This is a genomic window from Thermomonas haemolytica (assembly GCF_004346265.1).
Taxonomy (GTDB): domain Bacteria; phylum Pseudomonadota; class Gammaproteobacteria; order Xanthomonadales; family Xanthomonadaceae; genus Thermomonas; species Thermomonas haemolytica.
Genome location: NZ_SMAP01000010.1, coordinates 1 through 11,357 on the forward strand (window position 1 = coordinate 1; position 11,357 = coordinate 11,357).

10 protein-coding genes and 3 tRNA genes are annotated in these 11,357 nt (G+C 68.9%); 2 read left to right on the top strand and 11 right to left on the bottom strand.

Annotation, left to right across the window (positions count from 1 at the left end; genetic code table 11):
* Positions 1-273: 273 nt before the first annotated feature.
* The 11 genes from EDC34_RS10790 to uvrB all read right to left on the bottom strand — a co-directional run bounded on the left by EDC34_RS10790 (position 274) and on the right by uvrB (position 10,467).
* Positions 274-350: transfer RNA gene (locus tag EDC34_RS10790), tRNA-Pro, on the bottom strand.
* Between the two features lie 51 nt (positions 351-401).
* Positions 402-758 (bottom strand): MerR family transcriptional regulator, encoded by a 357-nt coding sequence (locus tag EDC34_RS10795; RefSeq protein ID WP_114960886.1) that lies wholly within the window; start codon positions 756-758, stop codon positions 402-404.
* On the bottom strand, positions 751-1,053 hold the full coding sequence (locus EDC34_RS10800) for an integration host factor subunit alpha (protein ID WP_114960885.1): 303 nt from the start codon (positions 1,051-1,053) through the stop codon (positions 751-753). The genes EDC34_RS10795 and EDC34_RS10800 overlap by 8 nt, the downstream gene beginning before the upstream one ends.
* A 12-nt stretch (positions 1,054-1,065) precedes the next feature.
* Positions 1,066-3,441 carry a phenylalanine--tRNA ligase subunit beta gene (gene pheT / locus EDC34_RS10805; RefSeq protein ID WP_114960884.1) on the bottom strand — a complete coding sequence of 792 codons (2,376 nt, stop codon included), beginning with the start codon at positions 3,439-3,441 and terminating at the stop codon, positions 1,066-1,068.
* A 9-nt stretch (positions 3,442-3,450) separates the two neighbouring features.
* Entirely contained in the window at positions 3,451-4,461 is a 1,011-nt protein-coding gene (gene pheS, locus EDC34_RS10810) for a phenylalanine--tRNA ligase subunit alpha (protein ID WP_114960883.1), read from the bottom strand.
* Between the two features lie 146 nt (positions 4,462-4,607).
* Positions 4,608-4,967 (bottom strand): 50S ribosomal protein L20, encoded by a 360-nt coding sequence (rplT, locus tag EDC34_RS10815; RefSeq protein ID WP_114960882.1) that lies wholly within the window; start codon positions 4,965-4,967, stop codon positions 4,608-4,610.
* Between the two features lie 13 nt (positions 4,968-4,980).
* Complete coding sequence (rpmI, locus tag EDC34_RS10820; RefSeq protein WP_027083463.1) at positions 4,981-5,178, bottom strand: 50S ribosomal protein L35; 198 nt, start codon at positions 5,176-5,178, stop codon at positions 4,981-4,983.
* 319 nt (positions 5,179-5,497) lie between these two features.
* Complete coding sequence (infC, locus tag EDC34_RS10825; RefSeq protein ID WP_240311128.1) at positions 5,498-6,022, bottom strand: translation initiation factor IF-3; 525 nt, start codon at positions 6,020-6,022, stop codon at positions 5,498-5,500.
* Positions 6,023-6,112: 90 nt separating this feature from the next.
* Positions 6,113-8,014, bottom strand: a complete 1,902-nt coding sequence (thrS, locus tag EDC34_RS10830; protein WP_114960880.1) for a threonine--tRNA ligase — start codon at positions 8,012-8,014, stop codon at positions 6,113-6,115.
* Between the two features lie 247 nt (positions 8,015-8,261).
* A tRNA-Val gene (locus EDC34_RS10835) sits at positions 8,262-8,336 on the bottom strand.
* Between the two features lie 82 nt (positions 8,337-8,418).
* Entirely contained in the window at positions 8,419-10,467 is a 2,049-nt protein-coding gene (gene uvrB / locus EDC34_RS10840) for an excinuclease ABC subunit UvrB (RefSeq protein ID WP_114960879.1), read from the bottom strand.
* A 176-nt stretch (positions 10,468-10,643) separates the two neighbouring features.
* On the opposite strand from uvrB, the gene EDC34_RS10845 reads away from it, so the two are divergent.
* Both EDC34_RS10845 and EDC34_RS10850 read left to right on the top strand, forming a co-directional pair.
* On the top strand, positions 10,644-11,174 hold the full coding sequence (locus EDC34_RS10845) for a GspH/FimT family pseudopilin (protein ID WP_162797719.1): 531 nt from the start codon (positions 10,644-10,646) through the stop codon (positions 11,172-11,174).
* 87 nt (positions 11,175-11,261) lie between these two features.
* Positions 11,262-11,338 (top strand) — tRNA-Asn (locus EDC34_RS10850).
* Positions 11,339-11,357 lie beyond the last annotated feature (19 nt).

Genomic DNA, 11,357 nt, shown 5'->3' on the forward strand with positions numbered 1-11,357 from the left:
GTCTCGCTGAACTTCGACTTCTTCATGGAACCTCCTGGCGGAAAGATGCCAGAAAGCTCTACTTCTCAGGTGTCCGGGATTAGGGGGAGGTTACGCCAGCAACTGCCGACTCGCAAGCTCCAGGCGATCAAGATCAGCCGGGAGGAAGCGGAACCCGGACTGACTGATGCCAAGGGCGATGTACGTCCATCTCCGCCGCGGTTGATGCAGACAGCAAAAACCCCCGGGAGGCCGGGGGTTCTGCGTGGCGACGGCGGATGCCGGCGCGGGAGTTGGTCGGGGTAGCCGGATTTGAACCGACGACCACTTGTCCCCCAGACAAGTGCGCTACCAGGCTGCGCTATACCCCGAAGAGGCCGCGCATTATACCCGATGCGCGTGGCCGTGGATGCCCTGCGGCATCAGCGGCGCAGCAGTTGCAGCACTTCCTCCAGCTCGGCGCGCACCTGGCGCACGATCTGGTGGCTGAGCGCCGACTCCTGCTTGGCGCCCTCGCCTTCCAGCCGCAGGCGGGCGCCGCCGATGGTATAGCCCTGTTCGTACAGCAGGCTGCGGATCTGGCGCACCATCAGCACGTCGTGGCGCTGGTAGTAGCGGCGGTTGCCGCGGCGCTTGGACGGCTCGAGGCTGGGGAACTCGGTCTCCCAGTAGCGCAGCACGTGCGGCTTCACGTCGCACAGCTCGCTGACTTCGCCGATGGTGAAGTAGCGCTTGGCCGGGATCGGCGGGAGTTCGCGGTTGCTGCCGGGGTCAAGCATGCGCCGCCCCCGTATAGGCCTCGACCCGCTCCTTCAGCTTCTGGCCCGGGCGGAAGGTCACCACGGTGCGCGCCGTGATCGGGATTTCCTCGCCGGTCTTCGGATTACGCCCCGGGCGCGGGTTCTTGCGGCGCAGATCGAAGTTGCCGAAGCCCGAAAGCTTCACCTGCCGCCCCTGCTCCAATGCCTGACGCAGTGCATCGAAGAAGGCATCGACGAATTCCTTCGCCTCGCGCTTGTTCAAGCCCACGTCCTCGTAGATGCGTTCGGCCATTTCGGCCTTGGTCAATGCCATCGTCGCCCCCTGTCAGCTCCGGATGACCGCGCCGTGCCGTTCGCCCAGCGCGGCCACCACGGCCGTCACCACGGCGTCCACGTCGCGGTCGGTCAGGGTGCGCGATTCGTCCTGCAAAATCAAGGCCATGGCCAGACTCTTGCAACCGGTTTCGATGCCCTTCCCGGCGTAACGGTCGAACAGTTCGACCTGCCGCAGCAGCGGCCCGGCGGCGGCCTCGACAGTGGCGCGCACGGCCGCCCACGGCACTGCTTCGGCCACCACCACGGCGAGGTCGCGGCGCACCGACGGGAACCGCGACAGCGCGCGCGCGCGCGGCAGCGGACGCGCCAGCAGCGGCGCCAGCTTGAGTTCGAAGGCATACACATCGGCTTCCAGCCCCAGCGCCTGGGCAAGGCGCGGATGCAACTGGCCGATCCAGCCGATGCGCTCGCCGTCGCGGTACACCCCGGCGCTGCGGCTCGGATGCGCGTGCGCCGGCGCCTCCGCGCGGTAGTCGAGCACCGCGCCGCAGAGCGCAGCGAGGCTGTCGAGGTCGCCCTTGAGGTCGTGGAAGTCCAGCGCGCGCGCCGGCGCGCCCCACTGCTCGGCGCGCGCATCGCCGCAGGCCACCGCCGCCAGGCAGGCGGTTTCCAGCGGCGCACCACCGCCGGCCTCGGCGTAGAAGGTCTTGCCGAGCTCGAACAGCCGCACCCGCGCCTGCTGGCGCGCGCGGTTGCGTGCCAGCGCCTGCACCAGCCCGGGCAGCAGCGTGGTGCGCATCACCCCGAGCTCGGCACTGAGCGGATTGGCCAGCGCCACCGCGCCGGCCTGCGCCTGCCAGGTGTCCAGCAGCGCGGCGTCCACGAAGGCGTAGTTGATGGCCTCCAGGTAGTCCCGGGCGACCAGCTGGCGGCGCAGTTCGTATTCGCTGACGCGCGTCTCGCTTGGCTGCACCAGCCGGGTCGCGCCGCCCGGCAGGGTCGCCGGGATCGCGTCATAGCCGTGGATGCGCGCCACTTCCTCGATCAGGTCTTCCTCCAGCGCGAGGTCGAAGCGGCGGCTGGGCGGCGTCACCTGCCAGCCGTCGGCGCAGTCTTCCACCGCCAGTCCCAGGGCGGCGAGGATGCGCGCCACCTCGGCGTCCGTCACCTGCACGCCCAGCACCCGCGCCAGCCGCGCACGGCGCAGCAGGATCGGTCGCGGCTGCGGCAGGTGTTCGGGCAACACCGCCTCCACTACCGGGCCGGGGCGGCCGCCGGCGACATCGAGGATGAGCCGGGTGGCGTACTCCACCGCGAGCCGCGGCAACTCGGGATCGACCCCACGCTCGAAGCGGTGGCCGGCATCGGTGTGCAGGCCGAGCTTGCGGCTGCGGCCGATGATCGCGGCTGGCGCGAAGTGGGCGGCCTCGAGGAACACGCGGCGGGTGTCCGCGCCGACCTTGGTATCGTCGCCGCCCATGATCCCGGCCAGGCCGACCGCGCGGTCGGCGTCGGTGATGACCAGGAACTGCGGGTCCAGGCGCGCCTCCTGCCCATTGAGCAGGCGCAGGGTCTCGCCCTCGCGCGCATGGCGCACGCCGATCGGCCCGCGCAGCAGGTCGCGGTCGTAGGCGTGCATCGGCTGGCCGAGTTCCAGCATCACGTACTGGGTGACATCCACCAGCAGGCTGAGCGGGCGGATGCCGCTGCGGCGCAGGCGCTCGGCCATCCATACCGGGGTGGGGGCGCGCGCGTCCACGTCCTCGATCACACGGCCGACGAAGCGCGGCGCATCCGCGCCGGCCTGCAGCTCCACCGCCAGCGTGGCCGCGCCCTGCGCCGGCACCGGATCGGCCGCCAGCGGCTCCACCGTGCTGCCGGTGGCGGCGGCCACGTCGAACGCGATCCCGCGCACGCCGAAGCAGTCGGCGCGGTTCGGGGTCAGCTTGAGTTCGATGCAGGCATCCGGCAGGCCGAGGTAGTCGGCCAGCGGCGTGCCCACCGGCGCGTCGGCCGGCAGTTCGAGCAGGCCCGACGCATCCGCATCGAGGCCCAGTTCCTTGGCCGAACACAGCATGCCCTGCGATTCCACGCCGCGCAGCCTGGCGGCCTTGATCGTAAGCTCCCCGACCCGCGCCCCGATCGTCGCCAGCGGCGCCACCAGCCCGGGGCGCGCGTTCGGCGCGCCGCACACGATCTGCAGCCGGCCGTGCGCGCCGGCATCGACCTGGCACACCCGCAGGCGATCGGCCTGCGGGTGCGGCACGCACTCGACGATACGCGCCACCACCACGCCATCCAGCGCCTCGCCCAGCACCGTCATCGCCTCGACCTCGAGGCCGATGGCGGTCAGGGTGGCCGCCAGTTCATCGCGGCTCGCCGTGGTCTTGACGTGCTGGCGCAGCCAGCGTTCGGAGAATTTCATCGGCGGTCCTCAGGCGAACTGGCGCAGGAAGCGCACGTCGTTGTCGAAGAAGCTGCGCAGGTCATCCACGCCGTAGCGCAGCATCGCGAAGCGCTCCACGCCCAGGCCGAAGGCGAAGCCGGTGTAGCGCTCGGGGTCGATGCCGACCGCGCGCAGCACGTTGGGATGCACCATGCCGCAGCCGAGCACCTCCAGCCAGCGGGTGCTGCCGTCGGCCTGCTGCCAGGCGATGTCGACCTCGGCCGAGGGCTCGGTGAAGGGGAAGTAGCTGGGGCGGAAGCGCATCTGGAAATCGCGCTCGAAGAAGGCGCGCACGAACTCCACCAGCGTGCCCTTGAGGTCGGCGAAGCTGGCGTGTTCGTCCACCAGCAGGCCTTCGACTTGGTGGAACATCGGGGTGTGGGTCTGGTCGGAATCGCTGCGGTAGACCTTGCCGGCGGCGATCATCCGCAGCGGCGGGGTGCCACCGCGCGCCAGCAGGTCCTGCATGTAGCGCACCTGCACGCCGGAGGTATGGGTGCGCAGCAGGCGCCCGTCCGGGAAGTAGAAAGTGTCGTGCATGGCCCGCGCCGGGTGGTGCGGCGGGAAGTTCAGGGCCTCGAAGTTGTGCCAGTCGTCCTCGATCTCGGGGCCGTCGGCCAGCTCGTAGCCGAGGCGGCCGAAGATCTCGGCCATGCGCTCCAGCGTGCGGCTCACCGGGTGCACGCCGCCGCGGCCGGGATCGCGCCCCGGCAGGGTAACGTCGACCGCCTCGCCGGCCACGCGCGCGCCCAGCACCGCCGCGTCCAGCGCGGCCTTGCGCGCGGACAGGGCCGCGGCGATCGCGTCGCGGGCGCGGTTGATCGCCTCGCCCGCGGCCTTGCGCTGGTCCGCCGGCAGCGTCCCCAGCGCCTTCAGCTGCGCGGTGATGCGGCCGCTCTTGCCGAGCAGGCCCACGCGCAGGGCCTCCAGCGCGTCCGGGGTGTCGGCGGCGGCGATGTCGGCCAGCGCCTGGGTGGAGAGGGATTCGATTTCGCTCATCTGGTTTCCGGCCCCTGGGCACGCCCTGTGGAAAGCACGACCCTGTAAACGAACGTGGGGAAGGACTTGCGCCCTTCCCCACGTCTTGGCGGCTTGCGCCGCCGGTCTTCACCGCCCGCAGGCGGGTTTGCGTGTGGATCGACGGCTTACGCCGCCAAAGCGCCCTTGGCCTTTTCGGTCAGGGCCGCAAACCCCGCCGCGTCGTGCACGGCGATGTCCGCCAGCACCTTGCGGTCGAGGGTGATGCCGGCCTTCAGCAGGCCGTTCATGAAGCGGCTGTAGCTCATGCCGTTGGCGCGCGCGGCCGCGTTGATGCGCGCGATCCACAGGGTGCGGAACTGGCGCTTCTTCTGCTTGCGACCGATGTAGGCGTACTGCTGGGCCTTGGTGACCGCCTGCTTGGCGACGCGGAAGACCTTGCGACGGGCGTTGTAGTAGCCCTTGGCGGCCTTCAGGATTTTCTTGTGGCTGCGACGTGCGACGACGCCACGCTTGACTCGTGCCATGGTCTAGCCCTCCTCAGAGATACGGAAGCATGCGGTCCAGACGGCCCGCGTCCTCGGCACGAACGTGGTTCGTCTGCCGCAGGTTGCGCTTCCGCTTGGTCGCCTTCTTGGTGAGGATGTGGCTCTTGTTGGCGTGGCCGCACTTGTACTTGCCGGAAGCGGTCTTCCGGAAGCGCTTGGCCGCCGCCCGATTGGTCTTGATCTTGGGCATTGGGGATCCTTGCGAAATCTAGAACTGGCCTGGGCGGCGGTATTGCCTTGCGGCGCAACCACGCTTTCCATCCTGCCCGACCGGTGGGTAAGCCCTTGATCCGGAAGGATCGGGGCGGGTCCATGGGGACAACAAACAACATGCCCGGCAAACCGGGCCGGGCATTATCGCCGGCCGCCGCCGGGTTTGCAATCTTTGCCGCGCAAGCGCGGGGGCACCCAAGGCACCGCGACTTCGGAGCAGGTGCCCGGAACCGTGGGCGCCCGGCTGGCATCGGGAAGCGGCGGCCCGGAACCTCCGGCCGCCGCCCTCGCCGGGCTTACTTCTTCTTCGGCGCGATCATCATCACCATCTGCCGGCCTTCCAGGCGCGGACGGGATTCGATCACGATGTCCTCGCCGAGGTCGGCCTCGATCCGCGCCGCCATCTCGCGGCCCAGCTCCTGGTGGCTCATCTCGCGGCCACGGAAGCGGATGTTGACCTTGACCTTGTCGCCTTCGGCAAGGAATTCGCGCATCTTGCGCAGCTTGATCTGGTAGTCGCCCTCGTCCGTGACCGGGCGGAACTTCACTTCCTTGATCTCGACCAGCTTCTGCTTCTTCTTGGCCTCGCTGGCCTTCTTCTGCTGCTCGAACTTGAACTTGCCGAAGTCCATGATCTTGCACACCGGCGGATCCGCGTTGGGCTGGATCTCCACCAGGTCGAGGTCTTCGTCCTCGGCCATGCGCAGGGCTTCGTCGCGCGAGAGCACGCCGATCATTTCGCCGTCGCTGCCGATCACGCGCACCCGCGGGACGCGGATCTCGTGGTTGCGACGGTTCTGCTTGCTGTCGGGGGTACTGATTGTGGCTGTCTCCAAGGGTTGGCCCGTGCGGGCCGGTTCGGCGCGGGATTCCGGAATCCCGTGCCAGCGTCTGCCGCGGGCCGGCAGCCGTCAGCCGGCGCCCTCTTCGCGCAAACGCGCCGCGAAGGCATCGACGGACATGCTACCGAGGTCTTCCCCACCCCGCGTGCGCACCGAGAGCGTGCCCGTCTCCTTCTCGCGGTCCCCGACCACCAGCAGGTACGGCACGCGCTGCAGCGTGTGCTCGCGAATCTTATAGCCGATCTTTTCGTTGCGCAAATCGGAAACCACCCGGAACCCTTGATTCGCAAGGGTTTTCCGGGCCGCCTCGACGGCCTCGGCCTGGGCGTCGGTGATGTTCATCAGCACCGCCTGCACCGGGGCCAGCCAAGTCGGGAACTGGCCGGCGTGGTGCTCGATCAGGATGCCGATGAAACGCTCCATCGAGCCGACGATGGCCCGGTGCAGCATCACCGGGTGCCGGCGCTGACTGTGCTCGTCCACGTATTCGGCACCGAGACGGCCCGGCATCATGAAATCGACCTGCATGGTGCCCAGCTGCCAGGTGCGGCCGATGGCATCCTTCAGGTGGTATTCGATCTTCGGGCCGTAGAACGCGCCCTCGCCCGGCAACTCCTGCCACTCCACCCCGGACGCGCGCAGGGCGCCGCGCAGCGCCTCCTCGGCCTTGTCCCAGGTGGCGTCATCGCCAAGGCGCGAGTCCGGGCGCAGGGCGATCTTGATCTGGATGTCGGAAAAGCCGAAATCCGCGTAGACCTTCAGCGCCTGCTGGTGGAACGCGCGCACCTCGGACTCCACCTGGTCCTCGGTGCAGAAGATGTGGCCGTCGTCCTGGGTGAAGCCGCGCACGCGCAGGATGCCGTGCAGCGCGCCGGACGGCTCGTTGCGGTGGCAGGCGCCGAACTCGCCGTAGCGGATCGGCAGGTCCCGGTAGCTGTGCAGGCCCTGGTTGAACACCTGCACGTGGCCCGGGCAGTTCATCGGCTTCACCGCGTAGGTCCGCTTCTCGGACTCGGTGAAGAACATGTTGTCCTTGTAGTTGTCCCAGTGGCCGGACTTCTTCCACAGCTCCACGTCGAGGATCTGCGGGCAGCGCACCTCGCCGTAGCCGGTATCGCGGTAGACCTTGCGCATGTACTGCTCGACGGTCTGCCAGATGCTCCAGCCCTTGGGGTGCCAGAACACCAGGCCCGGCCCCTCCTCCTGCAGGTGGAACAGGTCCTGCGCCTTGCCGATCTTGCGGTGGTCGCGCTTCTCGGCTTCCTCCAGCTGGTGCAGGTAGGCCTTGAGGTCTTTCTCGTTCAGCCACGCGGTGCCGTAGATGCGGCTGAGCATCTGGTTGTTGTGGTCGCCGCGCCAGTAGGCGCCGGCCACCTTCATCAGCTTGAACGCGCGCAGCTTGTCCGTGGACGGCACGTGCGGGCCGCGGCAGAGGTCGGTGAACTCGCCCTGCGAATACAGCGAGAGCTCCTCGTCGGCCGGGATCGAGGCGATGATCTCGGCCTTGTAGTGCTCGCCCAGGCCCTTGAAGAAAGCGATCGCCTCGTCGCGCGACTTCACGCTGCGGCTGACCGGCAAGGCTTCCTTGACGATCTTCTGCATCTCCGCCTCGATCGCCGGCAGGTCCTCGGGCGTGAACGGGCGCTCGTAGGCGAAGTCGTAGTAGAAGCCGTTGTCGATCACCGGGCCGATGGTGACCTGCGCGCCCGGGTACAGGCGCTGCACGGCCTGCGCCAGCAGGTGCGCGGTGGAATGGCGCAGGATGTCGAGCGCCTCCGGCGACTTGTCGGTGACGATGGCCAGGCTGGCGTCGCGGTCGATGCGGTAGCTGGCATCGACCAGGCGGCCATCGACCTTGCCGGCCAGGGTGGCCTTGGCAAGGCCGGCGCCGATCGAGGCCGCCACCTCCTGGACCGTCACCGGGGCATCGAACTGGCGCTGGGAGCCATCGGGAAGCGTGATCGAGATCATGGGAGCTGCTCTGTCGGGAAGGCCGGGCAAGGGCGGCCGGGCGCGGGATCGGGAACGGACGAAGCGAAAAGGGCGGGGCCGGAAACGCAGAAAGGCGCCGAAGCGCCTTTCGATGATCCACTCAAGCGGGATGGCACGAATGCGTCGGCGGGGTCAGCGCGGGATGCGGGTAGTGTCCATGTCGCACGCTCGGCCGGCGTTTCCGCGGGCCACCTGTCTCCGGATTCGTTGCCACGCGGCATCCGCGTGGTGGGCGGTACAGGGTTCGAACCTGTGACCCCTACCATGTCAAGGTAGTGCTCTACCGCTGAGCTAACCGCCCGTGCTCCCCGCAGTACGGGGGCGCGGATTGTAGCCCGGGAACGCGACCGCCGACAAGCGCCCGGGAACGGGCGAAGCGGGGGTCACAGGCTGGCTTCGCGCAGGCGGCGGATCTGGTCGCGTACGCGCGCGGCCTCCTCGAATTCGAGATCGCGCGCGTGCTGGTGCATCTTCTGCTCCAGCTCCTTCAGGCGGGCCGCCTGCTGGGCCGGCGCCAGCCGCAGGTACTCCTGCTCCGGCTCGGCCACCCGGCGCGCCTTGCCGCGCCCCTTCAATTCGCCCGGCTCGGCGCGCGCGCCCTCCATCACGTCGCGCACCGCGCGCTGCACCGACTGCGGCACGATGCCGTGCTCGGCATTGTGCGCGAGCTGGCGCTGGCGGCGGCGCGCGGTCTCGTCCAGCGCCGCCTGCATCGAACGGGTGATGGTGTCGGCGTACAGGATGGCCTTGCCGCGCAGGTTGCGGGCGGCACGCCCGATGGTCTGGATCAGCGAGCCGGTGCTGCGCAGGAAGCCCTCCTTGTCGGCATCGAGGATGGCCACCAGCGACACCTCGGGCATGTCCAGGCCCTCGCGCAGCAGGTTGATGCCCACCAGCACGTCGAACACGCCCAGACGCAGGTCGCGGATGATCTCGACCCGCTCCACCGTGTCCACGTCGGAATGCAGGTAGCGCACCTTCACCCCGTGCTCCGAGAGGTAATCGGTGAGATTCTCGGCCATGCGCTTGGTCAGGGTGGTCACCAGCACGCGGTCGCCCAGCGCCACCCGCGCGTGGATCTCCGACAGCAGGTCGTCCACCTGGGTGGCCACCGGGCGGATCTCCACCTCGGGATCGACCAGCCCGGTCGGCCGCACCACCAGCTCGATCACCTCACCGCCGGCCTCGCGCAGCTCGTACGGGCCGGGCGTGGCCGAGACGTACACACTGCGCGGCGCGCGCGCCTCCCATTCCTCGAAACGCAGCGGCCGGTTGTCCAGCGCCGACGGCAGTCGGAAACCGAACTCCACCAGCGTCTCCTTGCGCGAACGGTCGCCCTTGTACATGGCGCCGATCTGCGGAATGGTGACGTGCGACTCGTCGATCACCAGCAGCGCGTCCGCCGGCAGGTAGTCGAACAGGGTCGGCGGCGGCTCGCCGGGCGCGCGCCCGGTCAGGTGCCGTGAGTAGTTTTCGATGCCGTTGCAGTAGCCGACCTCGACCATCATCTCAAGATCGAACTGGGTGCGCTGCTGCAGCCGCTGCGCCTCGACCAGTTTGTTGTGCGCGTACAGATATTCCAGGCGCTCACGCAACTCCTGCTTGATGCTCTCCACCGCAGCCAGGGTGCGTTCGCGCGGGGTGGCATAGTGGGTTCTGGGATACACCACATACCGCGGCAACCGGCGCAGGATCTGCCCGGTCAACGGATCGAACATCGACAGTTGCTCGATCTCGCCGTCGAACAGCTCGATCCGCAGCGCTTCGAAATCAGACTCGGCGGGGAACACATCCACCGTCTCCCCGCGCACACGGAAGGTGCCGCGATCGAGCACCATCTCGTTGCGGGTGTACTGCAAGGTGGCCAGGTGGCGCAGCAGCTCACGCTGGTCGATGCGCTCGCCGCGCGAGAGGATCAGCCGCATCGCCAGATAGTCCTCGGGCGCCCCCAGGCCATAGATCGCCGACACCGACGCCACCACGATGGTGTCGCGCCGCGACAGCAGCGCCTTGGTCGCCGCCAGCCGCATCTGCTCGATGTGGTCGTTGATCGCGCTGTCCTTCTCGATGTAGGTGTCGCTGGAGGGGATGTAGGCCTCCGGCTGGTAGTAGTCGTAGTAGCTGACGAAATACTCCACCGCGTTGTGCGGGAAGAAGGCCTTGAACTCGCCGTACAGCTGCGCCGCCAGGGTCTTGTTCGGCGCCATCACCAGGGTCGGCTTCTGCACCCGCTGGATCAGGTTGGCGATGGTGTAGGTCTTGCCCGAGCCGGTCACCCCCAGCAGCACCTGCCTGGCCACACCGTTTTCGAACCCGGCCACCAGCTTTTCGATCGCCTGCGGCTGGTCGCCCGCGGGCGCATACGGCGCCACCAGCTGGAAACCGGCGGACGTGGTGCTCAGGTCGAGATCGGAAGGAACAGACTGGCTCATCGGCAGGCGCGTCGGAAGGCAACCGCTGAGTGTACGCCCGCGCCATGGGCGCGGCCTGCACGGAAAACCCCGGCGCCGCGCGCGGGCATTTTCCGACCTCCGCGGCCTGCGCCGTCCGATCCCGGCCCACCGCGCCGCGGCGCAGCCTGTGCGCATCCCGGAACCGGAGCACCGCCATGCCGCACCGCCCTGCCGGCTTCACCCTGGTCGAACTCGTCCTCGCCTGCGCGATCCTGGTGATCGCCACCGGCGCCGCCCTGCCCTCGCTGTCCGGCCTGCTCGAACACCACCATGCCAACGCGGCGGTATCCGCGCTCACCCGCCAGATGCAGCTGGCGCGCACTGCCGCGATCAGCCGCAACCACCGCACCGTGCTCTGCCCCAGCGCGGACGGCAGCCAATGCCTGTCCGGCAGCGACTGGAGCGGCGGCTGGATGCTGTTCGTGGACGACGACGGCAACCGCCGCCCGGACAGCGGCGAGGACATCCTGCGGGTCGAGCAGGCGCCCACCAGCCGCCACCTGCGCATCGCCAGCAGCGGCGGCCGCCCACAACTGCGCTACCTGCCCGATGGCAGCAGTGCCGGCAGCAACCTCACCCTGTCGGTGTGCAGTCCGCGCGGTGAACTGCTTGCGCGCGTGGTCGTCAACAACGTCGGCCGCCCGCGCAGCGAACGCGCCGCCCCGGGCACCGCCTGCCCCGCGTGACCCGGACACCTCGCCGTGTGCCCCATGCCGCTTACCCACCCGCGAGGCTTGCCCTTCCCGGAAAGGCCGCATACAATGCGCGGCCTCGCCCGAATAGCTCAGCCGGTTAGAGCACTTGACTGTTAATCAGGGGGTCCTTGGTTCGAGTCCAAGTTCGGGCGCCATCTCCAACGCGACACAGGC

Bases quoted from the DNA above. Each gene is read 5' to 3' on its own strand.
- EDC34_RS10795 (WP_114960886.1), bottom strand. From the start codon at position 758: ATGCTTGACCCCGGCAGCAACCGCGAACTCCCGCCGATCCCGGCCAAG.
- EDC34_RS10800 (WP_114960885.1), bottom strand. From the start codon at position 1,053: ATGGCATTGACCAAGGCCGAAATGGCCGAACGCATCTACGAGGACGTG.
- pheT (WP_114960884.1), bottom strand. From the start codon at position 3,441: ATGAAATTCTCCGAACGCTGGCTGCGCCAGCACGTCAAGACCACGGCG.
- pheS (WP_114960883.1), bottom strand. From the start codon at position 4,461: ATGAGCGAAATCGAATCCCTCTCCACCCAGGCGCTGGCCGACATCGCC.
- rplT (WP_114960882.1), bottom strand. From the start codon at position 4,967: ATGGCACGAGTCAAGCGTGGCGTCGTCGCACGTCGCAGCCACAAGAAA.
- rpmI (WP_027083463.1), bottom strand. From the start codon at position 5,178: ATGCCCAAGATCAAGACCAATCGGGCGGCGGCCAAGCGCTTCCGGAAG.
- thrS (WP_114960880.1), bottom strand. From the start codon at position 8,014: ATGATCTCGATCACGCTTCCCGATGGCTCCCAGCGCCAGTTCGATGCC.
- uvrB (WP_114960879.1), bottom strand. From the start codon at position 10,467: ATGAGCCAGTCTGTTCCTTCCGATCTCGACCTGAGCACCACGTCCGCC.
- EDC34_RS10845 (WP_162797719.1), top strand. From the start codon at position 10,644: ATGCCGCACCGCCCTGCCGGCTTCACCCTGGTCGAACTCGTCCTCGCC.